The organism is Mycobacterium sp., from assembly GCF_032159765.1.
Taxonomy (GTDB): Bacteria; Actinomycetota; Actinomycetes; order Mycobacteriales; family Mycobacteriaceae; genus Mycobacterium.
This window is the reverse complement of the sequence record NZ_JAVHWM010000172.1, coordinates 1-20,845: the sequence shown is the minus strand read 5'-3', so window position 1 is coordinate 20,845 and position 20,845 is coordinate 1. Positions and strand designations below refer to the sequence as shown.

Sequence of the window (20,845 nt, the reverse complement as noted above, 5' to 3'; positions counted from 1 at the left end):
AGCAGCATCGTCCCGGTGGTCTCCACGGTGACGTGCGTGATCACCGGGATGTGCCGCCCCGCCTGCGTCATAGCCCGCCGCGACCCGAGCACCGCCGCCTTGAGCTGCAGCAGGTCCTGACATGTCTCGATGAGTATCCCGTCGGCTCCGCCGTCGAGCATGCCCAGAGCTGCCTGCTCGTATGCGTCGCGGATCGTCGCGTACTCGGTGTGGCCGAGCGTCGGCAGCTTGGTGCCCGGTCCCATGGAGCCCAGTACGTAGCGCTTGCGGTCGGCCGTGCTCATCTCGTCGGCGACACGACGGGCGATTGCGGTGCCCTTCTCGGACAGCTCGCGAATCCGGTCGCCGATGTCGTAGTCGCCCAGGTTGGACAGGTTGCAGCCGAACGTGTTGGTTTCCACGGCGTCGGCGCCTGCCTCGAAATACGCCCGGTGGATGTGTTCGAGCACATCGGGCCGGGTGTCGTTGAGGATCTCGTTGCAGCCTTCGAGGCCGAGGAAGTCGTCCAGCGTCAGATCAGCGCCCTGCAGCATCGTGCCCATCGCACCGTCGCCCACGACAACCCGGTCAGCGAGGGTGTCCATGAGGTCGGTGTCGTAGTCAGGATGCGAAGCGGCAGTCACCCTGACAGGGTAGTCGGACTATCAATTTCCTATCCCGCGCCAAGACACTCGTCGGGCACAGACACGCTCTACGCTGAACTGATGACCCCGTCCAACGGCCCAGGCCGCCAGCCCGAACTGCCCGAACTGCACGACGCCGTCGTCGTCGCGGCGTTCGAGGGCTGGAACGACGCCGGCGACGCGGCCAGCGATGCGCTGGAGCACCTGGACGCGATCTGGGAGGCCGACCCGATCATCGAGATCGACGACGAGGCCTACTACGACTATCAGGTAAATCGCCCGGTGATCCGGCAGGTAGACGGCGTCACCCGCGAGTTGGTGTGGCCGTCGATGCGGATCTCCCACTGCCGTCCGCCGGGCAGTGACCGCGACGTGGTGCTGATGCACGGCGTCGAGCCGAATATGAGATGGCGCACATTCTGTGCCGAGCTGCTGGCCATCGCCGACAAGCTGAACGTCTCGACGGTGGTAATTCTCGGCGCGCTGCTGGCCGACACCCCGCACACCCGGCCTGTTCCCGTCTCGGGTGCCGCATATTCGCCGGAGTCCGCCCGGTTCTTCGGGCTCGAAGAGACCCGCTACGAGGGACCCACCGGAATCGCGGGCGTCTTCCAGGACGCCTGCGTGCAGGCCGGGATCCCGGCCGTGACGTTCTGGGCGGCGGTCCCCCATTACGTGTCGCAGCCGCCGAACCCCAAGGCAACCGTTGCGCTGCTGCGCCGGGTCGAGGACGTGCTTGACATCGAGGTGCCACTGGCCGACCTGCCCGCACAGGCCGAGGAGTGGGAAGCCGCGGTCACCGAGATGACCTCCGACGACGACGAGATCGCCGAGTACGTTTCCCAGCTGGAAGAGCGTGGAGACGCGCAGGTGGACATGACTGAGGTCCTGAACAAGGTCGACGGCGACGCCCTGGCCGCCGAGTTCGAGCGGTATCTGCGCAGGCGCGGACCCGGCTTCCGCAGCTAGACCTTCACCGGCTTGGGCGCCGTCCACTGTGCGTCGAGCGCCTCCTGCTTGGGCCAGTAGAGGCGCAGAACCACGACGAATGGTCCCGCTGGCGCGGGCAGCCAGTTGGCCTCTTTGTCCGGCCCGGGCGAGGAGTTCTGGAGGTAAAGCGTGATACCGCCGTCCGGATCCTTGATCAGGCTTCCCAGCATCGGCGAGTTGATCAGATAGCGGTTGATCGGGTTGGTCACCAGCAGGCTTTGCGGCAGCTCGTACATGATCAGCGACCAGAACGCGTTGACCGGTGGCAGTTGGCCCGGCGGGAAGCGATACGTGTATGTGTTCGCCCCGCTCAGGGGCGAACCCGAGGCGTCGTTGAAGGCGCCAGGGTAGATCGCCTCCGCGGCGGTGTTGCCGTAGATGCCGAGCACCGCCCCGGCCATTCGGTAAAGATAGTTGCCATTCAAATAGTTTGCGGTGCCGAAGAATTCGGCCGACCCCACCTGGCCGGTATCGACCTTGTCCTTCTTGAAAGCGTTGAACTCGCCCCACGCGTCGGCGATGCCGCCCTCGATGGCCGACGCGATCTCCGGGCTGAGCTTCTTCACGTCGAAGTCGCGGTCCGGCCCGATTCCGATCGTGGCGAATCGGGTGCGCAGATCCTGCTCGGCGGACAGCGTCGGGGCGAACTTCAGCGCGAAGTTCAGGATGTCGAAGAACTGAGGCGAGGTCTTCTGCTGGTCCGGGGTGAGCGGCGGCACGAAGTCGATGCGCGGCACGTCCGCAGGTGGTGGCTGACTCAGGAACGCCGACAGTGGTTGCACCTGGTATCCCGCTGAGTTCGGCGTCTGGATGGCCGTGTCGGCGGGTGTGAAAACCCTTGCGGTGTTGTGGATCTGGTTCCACTCGCCCTTGTACGCCGGGTTGTTCTTATCCACGGAGTACGCGTACTGCACGCGGTAGTTGTCCACGATCGGAAAGCCATAGATGTAGGCCTCTTTGGCGATCGCGCGGGCTTGGTCGGGGGTTACGGCGGGCGACGGGGTTTCACCGGATTTCGGCTGGGTGTTCTGGCCGCCCGACCCGCAGGCCGTCGTCGCCAGAATCAGGACCACCGCGATTGCGCTCGCGACGGTCCGACTCATGGGCTCGGCTTCTTCTCCAACGCCTGCGTGCGCGCACTCATCGAGCGGCCCAACTCCGCGACCCCGTCGTCCACCTTGGGCAGGAGTTCGGGAACATCTTTGCGAACCGACGACTCGCCGAATCGAGTCGACAAGACGGGCTTCAGCCAGCGCAGGACACCGACCCAAGCCGGACAATTGACGCGGCGCTTGCGGCCTTCGATCCCCTTGACGAAGGCATCACCGCATTTTCGCACCGACGTCGTCCTGTTCAGCGGCGGCGGCAACCTGCGGATCATCTCGCTGAACCCATTCACCTCGGCCTTGCTTTCGCGGACCAACGGAGTGTCGATCCATGACATGTGCGCAGAGCCGACATCGACACCCAGATGTGCGACCTCGAGCCGCAGCGTGTTCGCGAAATTCTCGACGCCGGCTTTCGACAGTGCGTACGCCGCCGAGCCGACGACAGGCGCATACGCCGCCAGTGACGAGACGACCAGCACGTAGCCGCGCCGGTCGAGCACCGACGGCAGCGCGGCGCGCACGGTATTGAACACCCCCATCACGTTGACGTCGATAAGTGTCCTGAACGCGTCCGGCTCGACATGAAGCACGGACCCGAAGACACCGATGCCAGCGTTGGCCACCACGACGTCGATGCCGCCGAATCGGTCGATGGCCCTGCTGGCGGCACCGTGCATCGCGTCGAGGTCCCGCACGTCGGCGACGAGCGTCAGCACCCGGTCGCCGTCCAGATCCGACGTCAGATCGTGCAGCGCTGTTTCGTCCAGGTCGGTCACCACCACCTTCGCGCCTTTGGCGTGCAATTGCCGCGCCGTTTCGGCGCCGATCCCGCGCCCGCCGCCGGTGATGAAGACGACCTTGTCTTTGACCGAACCCATCTGGGAAACCTACAGCGCAACGCCGAGCAGCGCGTCGACAATGGCGCGCACGCTTCCCGGCGCCTCGGCGTCGCTGCCGCCGTACTCGAGCGCGTCGGTCACCCATCCATCAAGAGCGGCAAGAGCTTTAGGGGTGTCCAAGTCATCGGCCAGGTATCGCCGGACCCGCGCTATGACGCCGGCGGCGTCGGGACCCGACGACAGCGCGACCGCCTGCCGCCAACGGGCCACTCGGGCCTGCGCCTCCCCGAGCAACTCGCTGCTCCACGACCGGTCCGCGCGATAGTGCCCGGCCAGCAACGCCAGCCTGATCGCGGCGGGCTCCACGCCGTCGGCACGCAGCGCCGACACCAGCACCAGGTTGCCGCGACTCTTGGACATCTTCTGCCCGTCCCAGCCGATCATCCCGGCGTGCACATAATGGCGCGCGAAACGTCGCTCCCCCGTGACACATTCGGCGTGCGCGGCCGAGAATTCGTGGTGCGGGAAGATGAGGTCGGACCCACCGCCCTGGATGTCCAGCCCGGTGCCGATGCGGCTGAGCGCGATGGCCGAGCACTCCACGTGCCAGCCCGGCCGTCCCGGACCCCACGGCGCCGGCCAGCTCGGTTCCCCCTCACGCGCGGCCGACCACAGCAAGGCGTCGAGCTCGTCGGCTTTTCCCGGACGGTGCGGGTCGCCGCCGCGCTCGGCGAACAGCCGCGCCATGGTCTCGCGGTCGTAGCCCGATTCGTAGCCGAACTGCGGGGTCGCGTCGGCCCTGAAGTACACGTCGGGATGATCGGGGTCGTCGACGACGTAGGCCGCGCCCGACGCCAGCATCTTCTCGACGAGCTCGATCACTTCGCCGATGGCCTCCGTGGCGGCGACGTACTCGCGCGGCGGCAGCACCCGCAACGCGGCCATGTCGGTGCGGAACAGTTCGGTTTCCCGGTCGCCGAGCTCCCGCCAGTCCACTCCGTCGCGGTTGGCACGCTCGAATAGCGGGTCGTCGGCGTCGGTGATGTTCTGCACGTAATGCACATCGTGGCCGGCATCCAGCCAGATCCGGTGAATCAGGTCGAACGCGAGGTAGGTCGCTGCGTGCCCCAGATGGGTGGCGTCGTACGGCGTGATGCCGCACACGTACATGGTCGCCGAGCGACCGGGCGTCACGGGGCGGACCTGACGGTCCGCGCTGTCGTACAACCGCAGTTCGGGCCCGCGGCCGGCGATGACCGGAACCGGGGCCGGCAACCACGATCGCATGCTGTCGAGAGTAAGGCGCGCGGTTTACCAGAACGCTCGGTGGATAGCCTCGAGCAGTATTGGCGCCACGTCCGAACGGCACATCAGGAAGTCCGGCAGGTACGGGTCGAGCTGGTTGTACCGCAGCGAGGTTCCGTCGAGACGCGACGCGTGCATTCCGGCGGCGAGCACGACGCCGGCCGGAGCGGCGTTGTCCCACTCCCACTGCCCGCCGGCGTGCAGATAGGCGTCGACGTCCCCGCGGACGACTGCCATGGCCTTCGCCCCCGCCGACCCGATGGGCACGGCTTCGAGGTCGAGGATGTGGCGCATGCGGTACAGCAGCCCCGGCGCCCTCGTCGCGCTCACGGCGACCCGGATGGGGCCGTCGTCGGCGCCTTGGGTGACGACCGGTGCACGCACGGTGTCACTGCGGCCACGCACGGTGTCACTGCGGTACAGCTCACCGAGGGCGGGCAGCGCGACGGCCGCATCGGTGATTTCCCCGCCCGCCTGCCACAGGGCGACGTGGACGGCCCAGTCGTCGCGCCCGCGGCTGGAGAACTCGCGGGTGCCGTCGAGTGGGTCGACGATCCAGACCCGGTCCTTGCGCAACCGGCCGAGGTCGTCGTGGGCCTCCTCGCTGAGCACACCGTCGTCGGGTCGCTCGTCACGCAGACGGTCCAGGATCAGGGTGTTGGCCTGCTTGTCCCCCGCCGCCCCCAGCGCCCACGGGTCGCTGAAGCCGAGCTCGTCGCGCACGCCGAGCAGCAGCACCCCGGCAGCTTGAGCGAGCTCGCCGGCCAGCGCGGCGTCGGTCAGGGTCACTCGGTCAGGCTAGACGGGTGTGATCCGCGCTGCTTCTGCGAAACTGGAACACGCCATGAGCAGCCAACTGGCGCACAGCCACGAATCCCGGTTCGAAGCGCCGGTAAACACGTGGCAAGACATTCCCGGCTGGTTTCAATGGCGCGACGCACAATCCGAAGCGGTGGCGCACTTCCCCGATGGCAGCCGGTTTGTGGAGGTCGGGTGTTATCTGGGGCGCAGCGTCTGCTCGCTGGCCGAGGTTGTGGCGCAAGGGCGCCGGTCAATTGAGGTGGTAGGTGTCGATACCTGCCGCGGCAGCGGGCCGGAGGGCCGCGGGCCCACTGACGCACACGGCCCCGCGGTGCGCCACGGCGACGGGACCTTCGCGGGCACGCTCCACCGCAACATCGTGGGCTGCGGATTCGCTGACATCGTGCGCTTGGTGATCTGCGACTCGGTGTCCGCGGCCGCGTTGTTCAGCGACGAGTCGTTGCAATGGGTGCACCTCGACGCCCGTCACGACTATGACAGCGTGCTCGCCGACATCCGGGCATGGCGTCCGAAGGTCTCCCGCGGAGGGTGGCTATCCGGCGACGACTTCGACGAAGGGCAGTGGCCCGGTGTGGTGGGCGCCGTCACCGACTCGCTGAAAAACGCTGAGCCCTGGTCGACGAACCAGTGGCGTTGGCTCAAGCCGTGAGAGATCGCAATTGCTCCAACGCATTTGCCGTCGGGCTGCCGGGCTCAGCGGCAAAGATGATCACGTGTTGTCCGCCCGAGTTCGGAACGCTGAGCCGGTAGCGGTGAAGGTGCAGGTCCCCGACGACGGGGTGGCGCAGGCGCGTGATTCCCGTGCGGTAACCGACATCGGCGCGCGACCACAGTTCGCGGAATCGCGCACTGAGAGCTGAGAATTCGTCGATCAGGGCGCGCATGCGCGGATCGTCGGTCGCGTTCCCGGCGACTTCCCGTAACCCGCTGACCGCGATATCAGTGGCCTCGTCCCAGTCGACGAAGAATTCGCGGGCGGCGGGCTCCACCAGGCGCCACCGCAGGAAGTTCTGGCCCGGTCGGTAACCCGGTGACAGCGCGCAGGCGCACGCGTTGGCCGCCAACACATCCTGGTATCGGTTGGCGACGAACGCTGGCATCGCGAACTGCTCGATCAGCTCGTCCAAATCGTCGACTGCGGTCTCGGTGTCCGGCCGCTCGTGCTTGCTGCCGCTCGCGAGTTGATACAGGTACTCCGTGCCGTTGATGTCCAGCTGCAGCGCCCGCGCCAACGCGTCGAGGATCTGAGAGGACGGGTTGGTGTCGCGGCCCTGCTCCAGCCGCAGGTAGTACTCGGCGCTGATGCCCGCCAGCATCGCCAGCTCCTCACGGCGTAAGCCCTGCACACGCCGCCGCGCACCCGGCACCAGTCCGACCTCCTCGGGCCGGACCTGCCCGCGCCGAGCACGCAGGTATTCGCCAAGGGCGTTGCTCTTCGCCGCCACCCCATGAGCCTAAGACTGGTCCTCCCGATACCAGGGCTATTGCGGAGTCCTCTTCGCGGACGCGGCGGACACAGGCTTGACGTTGTGAGGCATGCAAACGCGAAAGGAGCGGGGATCGTGCAGAAACAGGACGTTGAGTTCGCCGTCGAAGGCGATGTGACCTTGCGGGGCTGGTTGTTTCTGCCCGACGGCCCTGGCCCGCACCCGGCTGTCACGATGGCGCACGGCTTCGCCGGTGTGAAGGAACACGGGCTCGAACGGTTCGCCCGCCTGTTCACCGACGCGGGACTCGTGGTGCTCGTCCACGACCATCGTGGTTTCGGAGCCAGCGACGGCTCGCCGCGCAATGACGTCGACCCGTGGACCCAGATCGCCGATTGGCGACGGGCGATCTCCTTCCTCGAGAGCCATCCGGCTGTGGACCCCCACCGGATCGGGCTGTGGGGCACCAGCTACGCCGGTGGCCACGCGATTGTTCTCGGCGCCACCGACCGGCGGCTGCGCGCGGTCGTCGCCCAGGTGCCCACGATCAGCGGCTACGAGCAGAGCCTGCGTCGCGTCGCGCCCGATCAGGTGCACGCCTTGGAGGCAGGTTTCATCGACGACGAGCGTCGCCAGTTCCGCGGCGAGCCGCCCGTCCTGCAGGCAGTCGTCAGCTCGGATCCCTCGATTCCCGCCGCGTACCGCGCCGCGGACGCCGTCGCGTTCTACAACCAGCCGGTGCCCGACGGTGTGTGGCAGAACCAGATGACCGTGCGGTCCTCGCGCGCCGCCCGGATGTACGAACCGGGAACATGGATCTCCCGCGTCTCGCCGACCCCGTTGCTGATGATCGTTGCGCTTGGCGACACCATCACGGTGTCCGACCTGGCGCTGGCCGCCTATGAGCGGGCATTGCAGCCCAAGAAACTCGTCACGATCGCCGGCGGCCACTTCGACGCCTACCAGGACCAATTCGACAAGGCCGCCGCCGCCGCCCGCGACTGGTTCCTCACACAGCTCACCGCTTGAGAACCAACCCAGTGAAAGGAATTGCCATGACTGAACTTCGCTACGAGGTGATGGTCCACGACGGCCTGCAGCGCCACCGCCAGCAGCGGTTGCCGGACGGAAGCCCGATCGTCTCCTCGCCGGTGGCCTCGACACTGATTTACGGTGACCACGACGCGGTGCTGGTCGACCCGCCGTTCACCCGCGATCAGATCCACCGGGTCATCGACTGGATCGAGAAGTCAGGCAAGAAGCTGACTTTCATCTACGCCACCCATGGCCACGGAGATCATTGGTTCGGCACCGACCTCGTGTTGCAGCGCTTTCCCGAGGCGATCGCACACGCCACCGAGGGCACCATCGCGAAGATGAGCGAGCAGGCCACCACCGGACGCGCGCAGATGTGGGACGTCGACTTCCCCGGCCAGATCCCCGCGAGTCCCGTTGTCTACCAGCCTGTCCCGTCTGACGGATTCCAGTTGGAAGGCCACAAACTGCTTCCCATCGAGGTCGGCCACACCGACACCGACGACACCACCGTCCTGCACGTCCCGTCAATCGGGCTCGTCGTCGCAGGCGACGTCGCGTACAACGGTGTGCACCAGTACCTTCTGGAGAGCGGCCACGGCGGAATCAAGGCCTGGCTGCAGGCGCTTAACAAGGTCGCAGCACTGGATCCCCGGGCAGTCGTCGCCGGCCACAAGAACAAGGATCTGCCCGACGACCCGGCCATCCTCAACCAAACCCGCGACTACCTCTTGGACGCGCAGCGACTGCTCGCCGGCAAGCCAACCCCGGGCGAATTTTTCGCGCACATGATCCGTCTTTACCCGGACCGGCTCAACGTCGGCCCTGTCTGGTACAGCGCGGTAGCACTTCTGTCTTGACGTAATCGACTATCCAGCAAGGAGAAAGCCATGATCATCGACGCCGAAGACCTCGACCCCACGTCCAGCTACAAACTACTCATCGGCAGCGTGCTGCCGCGTGCGATCGCCTGGGTCAGCACCAATTCGACTGAGGGCGTGGGCAATATCGCGCCGGTGTCCTTCTTCACGGTCGTCGGCAGGATTCCGCCCATCCTGTCGATCTCGCTGCAACCACGCGCCGACGGTGTCACGCTCAAGGACACGTTCATCAACATCCGCGACACCAACGAGTTCGTGATCAACATCACCACGATCGCGCAGGCAGACGCCGTGCACCGGTCGGCGTTCGAATTCGACACTGAGGTGGACGAATTCGCCGCTCTCGGGCTCGAGAAGGCCCCGTCGGAGGTGATCTCGGCGCCGCGCATTGCGGGTGCACCGATTTCGTTCGAGTGCGTGGTGAATCGCATCATTCCGATGCCCCCGCTGCCCGACCATGTGGTGTGGGGCGAGGTGAAGCGCATCCACGTGCGCGACGATCTGTACCTCTCCCGGGGGCGCATCGATGTGGGTGCTCTGGGTGTGTTCGGCAGGCTCGCAGCCGAATACACGCTGGTCGACACGATCTTCACCACGCCGTTGTCCGGTGACCTCGTCACGGAATTGTCCGCGAAGCGGGCAGAGCGCCTCGACGGGCGTTCGACCGACTACTCCCCGATCGACACCGCCGAATGGTCACCCTCCGGCGCAACCAAGGCGGCAGCGAAATGAGCACCATATCCAACGGCACGCGCACCCTGCTGTTCATCCACGGGTTCCTTGACGACGCGACGGTGTGGGACGGCGTGATTCGCTCGCTGGGCGACAAGGTCAACACCGTGCGCTACGACCTGCCAGGGTTCGGAGCACGTGCGGCTGAGGTGGCCGAAGCGGACGCGTTGTCGCTCGAAGCACTCGCCGCGGAGGCCGGCGAGATGCTGAAAGGGATTGATTCCCCTGTCATTGTCGTCGGCCAGAGCATGGGTACTCAGATCGCCGAGCTGGTCGCTGCCGATCACGCCGAGCAGGTCGAGGGGCTCGTGCTGATCACTCCTGTCCCGCTGGGCGGTACGCGCCTACCCGAGGAGGCCACCGCGCCGTTCCGCGCTCTCGCCGGCGATCTTGCGGCACAACGGGCCGCGCGGTCTGCGCTCTCTCCGGAACTGAGCGACGAACAGCTCGACCAGCTTTCAGGGGTAGGCGCACAGGTATCTGAAGAGATCGCCTCGCGGTACGTCACCCTGTGGAACAACGGAGTGACCGACGCCCCTCGGGTCAGTGCGTTCACCGGCCCGGTCCTCGCTATTCGCGGCGGCGCAGACGGTTTCGTGACCGAGGAGCTGATGGACGCGATCGTTCCGCGATTCCCCGGGGCCCGCGCAGAGATCCTCGACCGCGGCGGACACTGGCTGCACGTCGAGTACCCCGATGAGGTGGCCGCGATGATCCTCGATTTCATCGACGGTATCGCCGGCGGCAACACAGCCGACGGATGGCGTCGCGGTTTCGGCGACCAGTCGCGTGAGGCGTTCGCAGACGCATTCGCCGAGGACGTCGTGCTCGAAGCAACGACTCTCCCCGACCCGGTCGAGGGCAGGGACAATGTCGCCGCGGTGCTGGCCACCGCGAGTTCCATTTACGAATCGCTGGAGTTCACCTCAGAAAGCCACGACGGATCGACCACGTTCCTTCAATGGCGTGCAACGGCTTTCGGCGGCATGCAGATCAAGGGCATCAGCGTTCTCGAACGAGACGCTCACGGCAAGGTCATCGCCGCGGCCATCCATCACCGCCCTCTGGGCGTCGTGTTGCGATTCTCGGCGGAGATCCGCGACCGGCTTGGCAAGGAGACATCATGACGTCACCGCTGCGGTACAAAACCTTTGTCACAGAGCAGATCCCGCAATCCGGGCGCGGTCCGCTACCCGACGGCAGCACCCGCATGTGGTCGCCGATCACGTCGACGCTGGTCATGGGATCTCAGGACGCGTTGCTCGTCGATCCACCGCTCACCTGCGCGCAGGCGGACGATGTCGGCGACTGGATCGAGTCCTCGGGTCGCCGGCTGCGGCAGATCTACATCACGCACGGCCACGGCGATCACTGGTTCGGTGCGATCCCGCTGCTGAAACGCTTTCCTGCCGTCGCGGTCCGGGCCACCGAAGGCACCACGCGACACATGGCCGGCCAGAACAGCGCAGAGTTCCGCGCCGAATTCTGGGACCGGGTCTTTCCCGGCCAGTTGCCGACGGGCGACGTCGATGTCGACGTCGTCGACGAACGCGGCTTCGAGCTGGAAGGCGTTCCGGTCCTGCCCGTCGAGGCGGGCCACACCGATACTGATGCGACGACGATGCTGCACGTACCCCAGATAGGGCTGATCGTGGCAGGGGACGTCGTCTACAACGGCGTGCACCTCTACCTCACCGAGTCCGGCGGTGTCGCCGGCATCAACGAGTGGCTTGCCGCGCTCGACGTCGCCGAGAGCCTCCGTCCCGCCGCAGTCATCGCCGGCCACAAGGGTCCACGGACATTCGACAGCCCGTCGCAGATCGACACCACACGGCGGTACCTGACCGACGCGCGCGCGCTCCTCGGGTCTTCGGCGACAGCGCAGCAGTTCTACGACGGCATGCTGGCCAGACACCCGAACCGGATCAACCCCGGTGCCCTGTGGGGCGCAGCAATAACGCTGCTACCGACCTGATCGGACTGGCCTAGAACGCCGGCCACGGGATCGGCCGTCTGCGGTCGGGGGCAGGCATCACCGGATTCTCCAGCAGTGTCTCGGCGCGCCGGCGCAACGCGGTGATCTCGTTGCCGGTGACGTGGTCGCAGAGCGCCTCGCGCAGCGAACCCCGCAGCGCCTCCCGCAGCCCTTCGACGGCGCCAAGTGTGTCGTCATCAATCGGCTTGCCCGACCAGCCCCACAGGACCGTGCGCAGCTTGTCCTCGGCGTGCAGGCTCACGCCGTGGTCGACGCCGTACACGTTGCCGTCCAGCCCGCGCAGGATGTGGCCGCCCTTGCGGTCGGCGTTGTTGATCAGCACGTCGAAGACCGCCATCCGGAACAGCCGCGTGTCGTCGCTGTGCACCAGCGTCACCTCGTCACCGGCGTAGTCGTAGGCGCGCAGCACCCCCAGGTAGCCCGGCGGCACCTTCCCGGCGGGAAACAGGTCGACGAGATCCGGCGCCGTCTTCTCGGTGTCGATTGACGTGTCGTCTGGCTCCTCGATCCACAGCTGCACCATGCCGGGGCCTGCGGGCCCGTCACGAATGATCGTGTGCGGCACGATGTTCCAGCCCAGGGTCTCCGACACCAGAAAGGCCCCCACCTCGCGGCCGGCAAGCGTGCCGTCGGGAAAGTCCCACAGCGGCGCCTCCCCCGCGATCGGCTTGTACACGCAGTGAGTAGGGCGCCCAAGTCGCGAGGCCTCGCAGAGAAACGTCGCGTTGCTCGCCGATCGGATGCGCCCGATGACGGTCAGCTCACCGCGGCTCAGCGCATGGATCTCGTCACGACTCGGCGTCATCCGCCGAACCGTCGATTGCGCCGCGCCGATAGCCGTTGGTGCGCACGCAGATGTGGCCGGCCGGATCGAGAGGCTCGTCACACAGCGGGCACGGCGGCCGGCCGGCCGAGATGACTCGGTTGGACCGGGTGGCGAATTGCCGCGCCGACTCGGGCGTCAGGAAGACCCGAACCGCGTCGGGACCCTCCTCCGCGTCGTCGAGCACCACCGACGCGTCGAACTCGGTGTCCGTCACCGCCAGGAGTTCGACGACGACCGTCTCTGCTTCCGAATCCCAGCCGAGACCCATTGTCCCGACCCGGAATTCGGCGTCGATCGGCGTGAGGAGCGGGTTGAGATCATCGACCTCGTCAGTGTCCGGAGGGATCGGCGTGCCGAAGCGGCGGTTGACCTCGGTGAGCAACGCCCCGATGCGCTCGGCGAGGACGGCCACCTGCTGTTTTTCAAGTATCACCGAGACGACGCGGGCATCGTGGACGGCCTGCAGGTAAAACGTCCGGTTTCCGGGCTGCCCAACGGTCCCGGCCACGAAACGGTCGGGTGAGCGAAACACGTGGATAGCGCGCGGCATGACATCTCCAAAATACCGGTACAGATGGCTAGTCGGTGCTGCCACCGACCACAGCATCACCTGTCGGTGTGTCGTTGCTCGGTGGCGCAAGCGACGATGCGAGGTCTGAACCGGTGTGGTTGACGTGCAATACGAAGGGCCGCATCGGGGTGTAGCGGATCACGCTGGTGGACGCCGTGTCGGCGACGATGCGCTGAAAACTGTCCAGGTGCGTGCCGAGTGCGTCGGCCACGACGGCCTTGATCACGTCGCCATGCGTGCAGGCAATCCACAGCGCGTCGCCGTCGTGCTCCTCGGCGAGGCGCTTGTCGTGTTCACGGACGGCGGCAACCGCCCGCGCCTGGACGTGTGCGAGCCCTTCGCCGCCAGGGAACACCGCCGCGCTGGGCTGCGCCTGCACGACCTTCCATAGCGGTTCGGAGACCAGGTCAGAAAGCTTGCGGCCGGTCCACTCGCCGTAGTCGACCTCCGTCAGCCGCTCGTCGACGACCGGAGCGAGGTCCAGTGCTGCGGCCAGCGGCTCCAGCGTCAGCCGGCAGCGCACAAGAGGGGAGGACACCAGCGCACGGATCGGGAGCGAGCCCAGCCGGTCCGCCAGGGCGGCGGCCTGTTGGCGCCCGTGATCGTCGAGGTCGACGCCCTCGGACCGGCCCGACAGCACATGTGCGGTGTTCGAGACCGACCTGCCGTGCCGCAGAAGGATGACGGTCACGTCGCCGCCAGATGGCCGGTGCCGAGCATGACCATCACGGTCACGCCGAGCGCCACCCGGTAGCCGACGAACCAGTACATGCTGTGGCTCACCAGGAATCGCAGGAACCACGCGATCGCGGCGAGACCGACGACAAATGCGATGACCACTGACACCAATAGCTGCGGACCGGTGGCGCTCATGCCCTCGCTGACGGGCTTGAACGCGTTGGGCAGTTCGTGAAGCCCTGCGCCGAGAACCGCCGGGATCGCGAGCAGAAAACCGAAGCGCGCGGCCAACTCCCGCTTCAACCCGAGAAACAGCCCCGCACTGATGGCAGCCCCGGACCGCGAGACACCCGGGATCAGCGCCAGGGCTTGGGCGCCGCCGATGAGAACCGCGTCGTACCAACGCAGCTGCTCGTCGTTGCGGGTCTGTCGCCCGACGAGTTCGGCCGCCGCGATGACCGCGGAAAACACGACGAGCGCAATGGCCACCACCCACAGACTGCGGACATAAGTGCGGATCATGTCCTGAAACAGCAAACCGCAGATGACAATCGGGACGGTGCCGATGATCACGTACCACCCCATGCGGTAATCGACATTATCCCGGTGGGCCTTGACCACCAGCCCGTTCACCCAGGCCTTCGCGATCCGCCAGATGTCGCGCGCGAAATACAGCAAAACGGCCAGCTCGGTGCCGATTTGGCTGACCGCGGTGAACGACGCGCCCGCGTCGGCCCCGAAGAACACCCGCGACGCGATGGCCAGGTGGCCCGACGACGAAACCGGTAGGAATTCGGTGAGACCCTGCAACACCGACAGGAGGACGACCTGCGCCCACGTCATGTCCGCCACCCGACGAACCTACCTGGCGAACCTTCAGCGGGCCGGTTTGGTGCCCCCGCGGTTCACAGGCTGGGCGTTTGCCACCGCGTCGCGAACGGTGGCGATCAGGCTGCGCGCGTCCGTGAGATCGATGTCAGTCAGCCTCCTAGTCGCCACCGCCACAATGTCTTCGGCGTTGGGGACCGGGCCGTTCAGCCGGGGTCGATATACCTCGACTACCAGTTGCTGGCGCTCGATGCGGAACGAGAAGCTCCGCCCGCCGCCGAGGCGACCAAACCCGTTGGCGTGGATCCCGGTGTTCAGATCCTCGACGAAAAACTCCCCGCCCGAACAGTCCTTGTCAGCGGCAAGGGTCATGGCGTGACCATACCGTCAAAAAGCCTAGACTGGCTCGTCATTGTCACGAGTATGCGCATCGCAGAGAGCTACCCGGCGCAGCGGCACCGCAAACGGCGAGGTCGAAGCGTTGGCGTGGCTGTGGTGCTGGTGAACCTCGTGCTGATGGCGGCATGTTCGGCAAAGCCCGCGAACGACGCGCCGCCGACAGTCCCCCCGGCCGGGCCCGCCGCGTCTGAACCGGTCACCACCCCGCCGGCCGGCGAGGTGCAGAAACTGGAAATCAAGGCCAGCGCAGCGGTGTTCGATGCGGCGACGACGACGCTGGTGGTTCTCGGGGGCCGAGATCTCGCATTTCTGGCGGGATCGGGCGGTCAACCTCGCACGACGGCCCTGCCGGTACCAGCAACCGCGTTGACCGGCGACGGAGCCGGCGTGGTCTATCTGTCCTGCTCGGGCGGGTATCTGCGTGCCGACGTTCGCACCGGCGGCTCGACGAGGATCGCGGTCGCAGGCCACGAGCAGACCGACTTCACCGCGATCGCGCGGCGCGCCGACGGAAGGCTCGTGCTGGGCAGCGCCGACGGAAGTGTGTACACGTTGAACGCCGACAACAACACCGTCGCTGCCCAGATCAAGCTTTTCGCTCGAGTGGATAGCCTTGCCACGCAAGGCAATACGACAGTCGTGCTGGACCGCGGCCAGACGTCGGTGACGACCATCGACGCCACCGGCAGTCAGGCGCAGCAGGCGCTGCGTGCCGGCGAGGGGGCGACAACGCTGGCCGCCGACCCGATGGGCCGTGTGCTGGTCGCCGACACGCGCGGCGACGAGCTGCTGGTGTTCGGTGTCGACCCGCTGATCCTGCGGCAGCGCTACCCGGTGCGGAACGCGCCATACGGCCTCGTCGGCACCCGTAATCTGGCGTGGGTGTCACTGACTGCAACCAACACCGTCGTTGGTTACGATCTGGCGACCGGAATACCACAGGAGAAGGTGCGTTATCCGACTGTGCGGCAACCTGACGTGCTGGCTTTCGACCACGCCACGAACGCGCTGTACGTGGTGTCGGCCAGCGGGGACGGCGTGCAGGTGATCAAGAACGCCGGGCAGCCACAGTGACGTCGGCGGCGTACGGCCGGATGCCCAAGGGGTGGGATGTCGATCTTTCCGACGACTACGAATGGGTCCCGCTGCGACTGCCGCCAGAAATCACCAGGCTGTCGGCATCGATCAGGTTGTCGATCGAGGCCGAGTTCCGCGGCTGGGAGCTGACCCGAGTGCGGCTTTACAACGACGGTAGCCGCCGGGTTCTGTTGCGGCGCAGGAAGTCTCAGCGACACAGTGACCAGCCGGGACTGTAATGGCCTATCGCGCGCTGCGGCGGGTGATGTTTGCCGTTCCGGCCGAGCGGATTCACACGTGGGTGTTCGCCGTGCTGCGGATCGGCACGACGACGGCACCCGCGCGTCGCGTACTGCGCCGGGCGCTCAGCCCACGCGACCCGATTCTGGCCAGCACCGTGTTCGGCGTGCGCTTTGCAGCGCCGCTGGGCCTTGCGGCCGGCTTCGACAAGAACGGCACCGGTCTGGCGGTCTGGGGTGCGTTGGGTTTCGGCTACGCGGAGGTCGGCACCGTCACCGCCTATGCTCAGCCGGGCAATCCACGGCCGCGCCTGTTCCGTCTGCCCGCCGACCGCGCCCTGTTGAATCGCATGGGTTTCAACAATGACGGCGCCGCCCAGCTGGCGCTGCGCCTGGCCCGTCATCACCCCGACGTGCCGATCGGCGTGAACATCGGGAAGTCCAAGATCACGCCCGCCGAGCGCGCCGCCGAGGATTATCTGGCCAGCGCGCGGTTGGTGGGCCCGCTTGCGGACTTCCTCGTGGTGAACGTCAGCTCACCGAACACGCCGGGCCTGCGAGACCTGCAGGCCGTGGATTCGCTGCGGCCGATCCTGACCGCTGTGCGCGACGCGACGACGACGCCGGTGCTCGTGAAGATCGCGCCAGATCTGAAGGACGAGGACATCGACGCGATCGCCGATCTGGCCGTCGACCTCGGCCTGGCCGGCATCGTCGCCACCAACACGACGATCTCGCGCGCGGGGTTGGCCACCGAGGGCGTCGACGATCTCGGATCGGGCGGAGTGTCCGGCTCGCCACTGGCCGACCGCTCGCTGGAGGTGCTGCGGCGGCTGTACGCGCGGGTGGGCGGCAGGCTGGCGCTGATCTCGGTCGGCGGCATCGAGACGGCGGAGGACGCGTGGCAGCGGATCGTCGCCGGCGCGTCACTACTGCAGGGCTACACCGGCTTCATCTACGGAGGAGGGTTGTGGGCCAAGCGAATTCACGACGGGATCGCTGCGCGGCTGCATGAGGGTGGCTTCTCCACGCTCGCGGACGCGGTGGGGTCTCAGGTTTGAGGCCTTGCGCCAAGAACGTCGCGGAAAAGAGCGTTACGGAGTGCGAGTTCCCGCGGGTCGCTGACCAGTCGGTAGCCCAACTTGTTCATCACATATCCGTATCCGACGCCGGTGTCGGGATCGGCGAATCCGAATGAGCCACCGGCGCCGGGGGTTCCGAACGCGTTGTCTGAGGATCCGAACGTGGCTATCGAGGCCGGCTTACCGAAGCCGGCCGAGAACGCCGTGTCGATATGGAGCACCTTGTCGCGCGGTCCGTCGGTCGGCGGTATAGCAGGGTTCTTCAGGTCCTCCAAGATGCTTGGGGCGAGCCCGATTTCCTTACCGCCAGTAGCCGCGCTGCCGTAGAGCTTGGCGACTGAACGCGCGTCGCCGGTGCCGTTGACCGCGGGCATTTCGATCACCCGGAGTTCGTCGCGGTTCAACGCCCCCAGGTCGTTGATCCCTTTGGCGATGGAAATGGACCGGGCCGAGAGGCTGCGCGGATTGAAGATCGCGGCCACGAAGCGCGGCGGCATGGTGTGCAGATGGAGCAACATCTTGGCGCGCTTCCAGGCGTACAGAAATGCCACGCGATCGCGATCGACTGACTCCGGCAGTCCGATGTAAAAGTCCACATCGAGTGGTTTGGCGATCTCTTCGGCGAAGAACCGGCCGAGCGAACGTCCTTGCGGATCGGTTCGGCGAATCAATTCGCCTTCGTACCAGCCCAGAGTGATGGCGTGATAGCCCTGCCTTGTCCCTGGTGGCCACGCCGGAGTTTGCGCGGCGAGCCTGGCCGACATCTTCGCTGGATCGGCCAGTTCCTCCAGCGTCAGGGGCGGGGTGATCGCGGGCAGTCCGGCCTGGTGCGCGAGCAACTGCCGCACGGTGACCTCACCTTTGCCGGCCTGCGCGAACTCCGGCCAGTAATCGGCCACCTTGGCGTCGTAGGAGATCAGTCCCCGGGATGCGGCCACCGCAACGGCAAGGGACGCAACGCCTTTCGTGGTGGAGAAGACGTTGACGATGGTGTCCTGCTCCCAAGGAGCCCGGTGCGCAACGTTGCGAGAGCCGCCCCACAGGTCGACCACCTTGCGCCCGTCGCGGTAAACGGCGAACGCCGCCCCGACCTCCTTGCCGCTGTCGAGATTGCGCCGGAAGGCGTCGGCGACCTTTCCGTAGCCCTCGTCGACGTCTCCCCCGATGAGACTGGGCGATGCGCTGCGCGTCATTGTGCTGGCTAGCCCTCCTTCTGCTCGTACGTGCCGTGGATGACGGCGCGTGCGATGGCGTTCATGAACAGGTTGAAGCCGAGGTAGGCGGGGCTGGCGTCCTCGTCGAGCTCGAGCTTGGGGACCTTCACAGCATGCACCACGACGTAGTACCGGTGATAGCCGTGCCCGGGTGGCGGCGCCGCGCCGATGAAGCGGCGAACTCCGGCGTCGTTGACCAATGTCATTGAGCTGCCGGGCAGTTCGCTGCCGTCGCCAACCCCGGACGGGAGTTCGGTGCAGGTCGCCGGAATGTTGGCGACGGCCCAGTGCCAGAATCCGGAGCCCGTTGGCGCGTCGGGGTCGTACATGGTGAGGGCAAAGCTTTGCGTCTCCTCGGGAAACCCGGACCAGCTCAGCTGCGGTGAGACGTCCTCGCCTCCTGCGCCCATGATTCCGCTCACCTGGGCGTTACTGAACGGCTGGCCGTCGGTGATGTCGTCGGAGGTCAGCGTGAACGTCGGCAGCTTGGGCAGGAAGTCGTAGGGGTTGTAGTCAAAAGCCATGGTGTCGTCCTCTTTCGTCGATAGCGGTCAGCAGTGCAACAGAAAATTCTCGAGAACCTCCGCGCCGAACTTCAGCGAGTCGACGGGTACCCGCTCGTCGACGCCGTGGAACAGGGCGGAGAAATCCAGGTCGGGTGGCAGCCGCAGCGGCGCGAAGCCAAAACAGCGAATCCCCAAGCGCGCGAAGTGTTTTGCGTCGGTACCGCCGGCAAGCATGTACGGGACCGTGCGGGCGTCGGGGTCGGCGGCAAGGATCGCGGCGTTCATCGCGTCCAGAAGCTCACCGTCGAAAGTGGTCTCGTAGGAAGGAAGGTCGACGATCCACTCGCGCGTGACTTCGGGGCCGATCAGCTCGTCGACCTCCCGCTCGAACGCTTTGAGCCGACCCGGCAGCACCCGGCAGTCGATCACGGCCTCCGCGGTCGCCGGGATGACATTGGCCTTGTAACCGGCCTTGAGCATGGTCGGGTTAGCGGTGTCGCGAAGGGTTGCGGCGACGAGGCGTCCGATCGAGCCGAGTTTGGCGATGGCGCCGTCCAGGTCGGGCGAGGCCACGTCGAAGGTGTAGCCCGTCTCCTCGGCGACGGCATCCAGGAACTGGTCGACGGCATCGGTCAGCACGATCGGGAACTGGTGGCGCCCGATTCGTGCCACCGCCTCGGCGACCGCAGTGACCGCGTTTTCGTCGTGAATCAACATGCCGTGGCCGGCGCGCCCGTGCGCAGTTAGCCGCATCCATCGCATGCCCCGCTCGGCGGTCTGAATGAGATAGAGGCGACGCTCGCCGCCGTCGCGGCGCGGGATCGTCAGCGTGAATCCCCCGACCTCGCCGATCGCTTCGGTCACGCCGTCGAAAAGGTCGGGGCGGTTGTCGACCAGCCACTTGCAGCCGTAACTGCCGCCTGCCTCCTCGTCGGAGACGAACGCAAACAGCAGGTCGCGGGGTGGCACGATGCCGTGGGTCTTGAGGTGGCGCGCGACCGCGATCGTCATGCCGACCATGTCCTTCATGTCGACCGCGCCGCGGCCCCAGACGTAGCCGTCCTCGATCGCGCCGGAGAACGGGTGCACGCTCCAGTCGGCGGCTTCGGCGGGCACCACGTCGAGATGGCCGTGAATCATCAGCGCGCCGCGTTCGGGATCCTTTCCGGGCAGCCGGGCGAAGACATTGCCCCGGCCGGGCGCGCCGGCGTCGATGTACTCGGTCTCATACCCGACCTCTTCCAGCTGCGCGGCCACCCACTCGGCGCATTCGCGTTCACCCTTGGTGGTCGCGGGATCTCCGGTGTTGGTGGTGTCGAACCGGATCAACGCGCTGACGAGGTCGACCACCTCGTCGACGGCACCTGTCACAGTCCCCTTTCCTACCACTGCGGGCCTTCCTCGTTTGGGTCCGGCTACCCGAATCCGATAGCCTTACTTGCCCACAAGGTCCGAGTGGCGGAATGGCAGACGCGCTAGCTTGAGGTGCTAGTGCCCTATTAACGGGCGTGGGGGTTCAAGTCCCCCCTCGGACACACCTGTGATGTCTCGGGACATCGTGCACATGTGTCTTGGGACATCGTTCACGGTTTTGGTTGTGGTTGGTAGTTTTTCGTCGGATCGAGTTGGAGTTCTCGCAGTAGTTGGCCGTCGGTGGTCACGACTC

The 20,845-nt window shown here is 66.5% G+C and carries 24 protein-coding genes and 1 tRNA gene; 11 read left to right on the top strand and 14 right to left on the bottom strand.

Annotated elements, in window-relative coordinates; translation table 11 throughout:
• On the bottom strand, positions 1–623 hold a 623-nt coding region (locus QOH60_RS21265; RefSeq protein WP_526423852.1), incomplete at its 3' end, for a homocysteine S-methyltransferase family protein.
• An 81-nt stretch (positions 624–704) separates the two neighbouring features.
• Here QOH60_RS21265 and QOH60_RS21260 point away from each other — a divergent pair.
• A complete protein-coding gene (locus QOH60_RS21260) occupies positions 705–1,592 on the top strand; it encodes a PAC2 family protein (RefSeq protein WP_526423851.1) in 888 nt (295 codons plus the stop codon).
• Here QOH60_RS21260 and QOH60_RS21255 read toward each other — a convergent pair.
• The 4 genes from QOH60_RS21255 to QOH60_RS21240 are packed head-to-tail and all read right to left on the bottom strand — an operon-like array spanning position 1,589 to position 5,655.
• Positions 1,589–2,716, bottom strand: a complete 1,128-nt coding sequence (locus QOH60_RS21255) for a DUF1254 domain-containing protein (protein ID WP_526423850.1) — start codon at positions 2,714–2,716, stop codon at positions 1,589–1,591. The two genes, QOH60_RS21260 and QOH60_RS21255, sit on opposite strands and share 4 nt — an antisense overlap.
• Positions 2,713–3,600, bottom strand: a complete 888-nt coding sequence (locus QOH60_RS21250; protein ID WP_526423849.1) for an SDR family NAD(P)-dependent oxidoreductase — start codon at positions 3,598–3,600, stop codon at positions 2,713–2,715. Before QOH60_RS21250 ends, QOH60_RS21255 begins: the two co-directional genes overlap by 4 nt.
• A 9-nt stretch (positions 3,601–3,609) precedes the next feature.
• Complete coding sequence (mshC, locus tag QOH60_RS21245; RefSeq protein WP_526423848.1) at positions 3,610–4,848, bottom strand: cysteine--1-D-myo-inosityl 2-amino-2-deoxy-alpha-D-glucopyranoside ligase; 1,239 nt, start codon at positions 4,846–4,848, stop codon at positions 3,610–3,612.
• Between the two features lie 24 nt (positions 4,849–4,872).
• Positions 4,873–5,655, bottom strand: a complete 783-nt coding sequence (locus QOH60_RS21240) for a 3'(2'),5'-bisphosphate nucleotidase CysQ (protein WP_526423847.1) — start codon at positions 5,653–5,655, stop codon at positions 4,873–4,875.
• A 55-nt stretch (positions 5,656–5,710) separates the two neighbouring features.
• On the opposite strand from QOH60_RS21240, the gene QOH60_RS21235 reads away from it, so the two are divergent.
• The gene (locus tag QOH60_RS21235; protein WP_526423846.1) at positions 5,711–6,337 is read left to right on the top strand and encodes a class I SAM-dependent methyltransferase; all 627 of its coding nucleotides are present in this window, start codon (positions 5,711–5,713) and stop codon (positions 6,335–6,337) included.
• Here the strand turns inward: QOH60_RS21235 and QOH60_RS21230 are convergent.
• The gene (locus QOH60_RS21230; protein WP_526423845.1) at positions 6,327–7,133 is read right to left on the bottom strand and encodes a helix-turn-helix domain-containing protein; all 807 of its coding nucleotides are present in this window, start codon (positions 7,131–7,133) and stop codon (positions 6,327–6,329) included. The genes QOH60_RS21235 and QOH60_RS21230 overlap by 11 nt on opposite strands.
• A gap of 3 nt (positions 7,134–7,136) precedes the next feature.
• Between QOH60_RS21230 and QOH60_RS21225 the strand changes: the two genes are divergently transcribed.
• Genes QOH60_RS21225 through QOH60_RS21205 form a run of 5 tightly spaced genes read left to right on the top strand, consistent with a single transcriptional unit; the run spans position 7,137 to position 11,738 of the window.
• On the top strand, positions 7,137–8,144 hold the full coding sequence (locus tag QOH60_RS21225; protein WP_526423844.1) for an alpha/beta hydrolase: 1,008 nt from the start codon (positions 7,137–7,139) through the stop codon (positions 8,142–8,144).
• A gap of 26 nt (positions 8,145–8,170) precedes the next feature.
• Positions 8,171–9,010: an MBL fold metallo-hydrolase gene (locus tag QOH60_RS21220; RefSeq protein ID WP_526423843.1), complete on the top strand. Its 840-nt coding sequence runs from the start codon at positions 8,171–8,173 to the stop codon at positions 9,008–9,010.
• Positions 9,011–9,040: 30 nt separating this feature from the next.
• The gene (locus QOH60_RS21215) at positions 9,041–9,763 is read left to right on the top strand and encodes a flavin reductase family protein (protein ID WP_526423842.1); all 723 of its coding nucleotides are present in this window, start codon (positions 9,041–9,043) and stop codon (positions 9,761–9,763) included.
• The gene (locus QOH60_RS21210; protein WP_526423841.1) at positions 9,760–10,890 is read left to right on the top strand and encodes an alpha/beta fold hydrolase; all 1,131 of its coding nucleotides are present in this window, start codon (positions 9,760–9,762) and stop codon (positions 10,888–10,890) included. Before QOH60_RS21215 ends, QOH60_RS21210 begins: the two co-directional genes overlap by 4 nt.
• Positions 10,887–11,738 (top strand): MBL fold metallo-hydrolase, encoded by an 852-nt coding sequence (locus QOH60_RS21205; protein ID WP_526423840.1) that lies wholly within the window; start codon positions 10,887–10,889, stop codon positions 11,736–11,738. Before QOH60_RS21210 ends, QOH60_RS21205 begins: the two co-directional genes overlap by 4 nt.
• 10 nt (positions 11,739–11,748) lie before the next feature.
• On the opposite strand, the gene QOH60_RS21200 is transcribed toward QOH60_RS21205, so the two are convergent.
• From QOH60_RS21200 to QOH60_RS21180, 5 genes are read right to left on the bottom strand one after another with little or no spacing between them, the layout of a single operon-like run.
• Positions 11,749–12,564 (bottom strand): Rv2133c family protein, encoded by an 816-nt coding sequence (locus QOH60_RS21200; RefSeq protein WP_526423839.1) that lies wholly within the window; start codon positions 12,562–12,564, stop codon positions 11,749–11,751.
• Positions 12,548–13,135 (bottom strand): Rv2134c family protein, encoded by a 588-nt coding sequence (locus QOH60_RS21195; RefSeq protein WP_526423838.1) that lies wholly within the window; start codon positions 13,133–13,135, stop codon positions 12,548–12,550. The genes QOH60_RS21200 and QOH60_RS21195 overlap by 17 nt, the downstream gene beginning before the upstream one ends.
• Before the next feature lie 28 nt (positions 13,136–13,163).
• The gene (locus QOH60_RS21190; RefSeq protein WP_526423837.1) at positions 13,164–13,847 is read right to left on the bottom strand and encodes a histidine phosphatase family protein; all 684 of its coding nucleotides are present in this window, start codon (positions 13,845–13,847) and stop codon (positions 13,164–13,166) included.
• Positions 13,844–14,677, bottom strand: a complete 834-nt coding sequence (locus QOH60_RS21185; RefSeq protein WP_526423853.1) for an undecaprenyl-diphosphate phosphatase — start codon at positions 14,675–14,677, stop codon at positions 13,844–13,846. Before QOH60_RS21185 ends, QOH60_RS21190 begins: the two co-directional genes overlap by 4 nt.
• Positions 14,678–14,710: 33 nt before the next feature.
• A complete protein-coding gene (locus QOH60_RS21180; RefSeq protein ID WP_526423836.1) occupies positions 14,711–15,034 on the bottom strand; it encodes a hypothetical protein in 324 nt (107 codons plus the stop codon).
• Positions 15,035–15,085: 51 nt separating this feature from the next.
• On the opposite strand from QOH60_RS21180, the gene QOH60_RS21175 reads away from it, so the two are divergent.
• The 3 genes from QOH60_RS21175 to QOH60_RS21165 are packed head-to-tail and all read left to right on the top strand — an operon-like array spanning position 15,086 to position 17,438.
• Entirely contained in the window at positions 15,086–16,135 is a 1,050-nt protein-coding gene (locus QOH60_RS21175) for a YncE family protein (protein ID WP_526423835.1), read from the top strand.
• The gene (locus QOH60_RS21170) at positions 16,132–16,377 is read left to right on the top strand and encodes a DUF5703 family protein (RefSeq protein WP_526423834.1); all 246 of its coding nucleotides are present in this window, start codon (positions 16,132–16,134) and stop codon (positions 16,375–16,377) included. The genes QOH60_RS21175 and QOH60_RS21170 overlap by 4 nt, the downstream gene beginning before the upstream one ends.
• The gene (locus tag QOH60_RS21165) at positions 16,377–17,438 is read left to right on the top strand and encodes a quinone-dependent dihydroorotate dehydrogenase (RefSeq protein ID WP_526423833.1); all 1,062 of its coding nucleotides are present in this window, start codon (positions 16,377–16,379) and stop codon (positions 17,436–17,438) included. Before QOH60_RS21170 ends, QOH60_RS21165 begins: the two co-directional genes overlap by 1 nt.
• Here the strand turns inward: QOH60_RS21165 and QOH60_RS21160 are convergent.
• Genes QOH60_RS21160 through QOH60_RS21150 form a run of 3 tightly spaced genes read right to left on the bottom strand, consistent with a single transcriptional unit; the run spans position 17,429 to position 20,568 of the window.
• Positions 17,429–18,652: a serine hydrolase domain-containing protein gene (locus QOH60_RS21160; RefSeq protein ID WP_526423832.1), complete on the bottom strand. Its 1,224-nt coding sequence runs from the start codon at positions 18,650–18,652 to the stop codon at positions 17,429–17,431. The two genes, QOH60_RS21165 and QOH60_RS21160, sit on opposite strands and share 10 nt — an antisense overlap.
• Before the next feature lie 8 nt (positions 18,653–18,660).
• The gene (locus QOH60_RS21155) at positions 18,661–19,197 is read right to left on the bottom strand and encodes a YbhB/YbcL family Raf kinase inhibitor-like protein (RefSeq protein WP_526423831.1); all 537 of its coding nucleotides are present in this window, start codon (positions 19,195–19,197) and stop codon (positions 18,661–18,663) included.
• Between the two features lie 27 nt (positions 19,198–19,224).
• The gene (locus QOH60_RS21150; protein WP_526423830.1) at positions 19,225–20,568 is read right to left on the bottom strand and encodes a M20/M25/M40 family metallo-hydrolase; all 1,344 of its coding nucleotides are present in this window, start codon (positions 20,566–20,568) and stop codon (positions 19,225–19,227) included.
• A 60-nt stretch (positions 20,569–20,628) separates the two neighbouring features.
• Between QOH60_RS21150 and QOH60_RS21145 the strand changes: the two genes are divergently transcribed.
• A tRNA-Leu gene (locus QOH60_RS21145) sits at positions 20,629–20,714 on the top strand.
• Positions 20,715–20,845 lie beyond the last annotated feature (131 nt).

What these genes read in the sequence shown, in the direction of transcription:
- QOH60_RS21260 (WP_526423851.1), top strand. Translation starts at nt 705, where the DNA reads ATGACCCCGTCCAACGGCCCAGGCCGCCAGCCCGAACTGCCCGAACTG.
- QOH60_RS21255 (WP_526423850.1), bottom strand. Translation starts at nt 2,716, where the DNA reads ATGAGTCGGACCGTCGCGAGCGCAATCGCGGTGGTCCTGATTCTGGCG.
- QOH60_RS21250 (WP_526423849.1), bottom strand. Translation starts at nt 3,600, where the DNA reads ATGGGTTCGGTCAAAGACAAGGTCGTCTTCATCACCGGCGGCGGGCGC.
- mshC (WP_526423848.1), bottom strand. Translation starts at nt 4,848, where the DNA reads ATGCGATCGTGGTTGCCGGCCCCGGTTCCGGTCATCGCCGGCCGCGGG.
- QOH60_RS21235 (WP_526423846.1), top strand. Translation starts at nt 5,711, where the DNA reads ATGAGCAGCCAACTGGCGCACAGCCACGAATCCCGGTTCGAAGCGCCG.
- QOH60_RS21225 (WP_526423844.1), top strand. Translation starts at nt 7,137, where the DNA reads ATGAGCCTAAGACTGGTCCTCCCGATACCAGGGCTATTGCGGAGTCCT.
- QOH60_RS21220 (WP_526423843.1), top strand. Translation starts at nt 8,171, where the DNA reads ATGACTGAACTTCGCTACGAGGTGATGGTCCACGACGGCCTGCAGCGC.
- QOH60_RS21215 (WP_526423842.1), top strand. Translation starts at nt 9,041, where the DNA reads ATGATCATCGACGCCGAAGACCTCGACCCCACGTCCAGCTACAAACTA.
- QOH60_RS21210 (WP_526423841.1), top strand. Translation starts at nt 9,760, where the DNA reads ATGAGCACCATATCCAACGGCACGCGCACCCTGCTGTTCATCCACGGG.
- QOH60_RS21205 (WP_526423840.1), top strand. Translation starts at nt 10,887, where the DNA reads ATGACGTCACCGCTGCGGTACAAAACCTTTGTCACAGAGCAGATCCCG.
- QOH60_RS21200 (WP_526423839.1), bottom strand. Translation starts at nt 12,564, where the DNA reads ATGACGCCGAGTCGTGACGAGATCCATGCGCTGAGCCGCGGTGAGCTG.
- QOH60_RS21195 (WP_526423838.1), bottom strand. Translation starts at nt 13,135, where the DNA reads ATGCCGCGCGCTATCCACGTGTTTCGCTCACCCGACCGTTTCGTGGCC.
- QOH60_RS21185 (WP_526423853.1), bottom strand. Translation starts at nt 14,677, where the DNA reads ATGACGTGGGCGCAGGTCGTCCTCCTGTCGGTGTTGCAGGGTCTCACC.
- QOH60_RS21180 (WP_526423836.1), bottom strand. Translation starts at nt 15,034, where the DNA reads ATGACCCTTGCCGCTGACAAGGACTGTTCGGGCGGGGAGTTTTTCGTC.
- QOH60_RS21175 (WP_526423835.1), top strand. Translation starts at nt 15,086, where the DNA reads ATGCGCATCGCAGAGAGCTACCCGGCGCAGCGGCACCGCAAACGGCGA.
- QOH60_RS21165 (WP_526423833.1), top strand. Translation starts at nt 16,377, where the DNA reads ATGGCCTATCGCGCGCTGCGGCGGGTGATGTTTGCCGTTCCGGCCGAG.
- QOH60_RS21160 (WP_526423832.1), bottom strand. Translation starts at nt 18,652, where the DNA reads ATGACGCGCAGCGCATCGCCCAGTCTCATCGGGGGAGACGTCGACGAG.
- QOH60_RS21155 (WP_526423831.1), bottom strand. Translation starts at nt 19,197, where the DNA reads ATGGCTTTTGACTACAACCCCTACGACTTCCTGCCCAAGCTGCCGACG.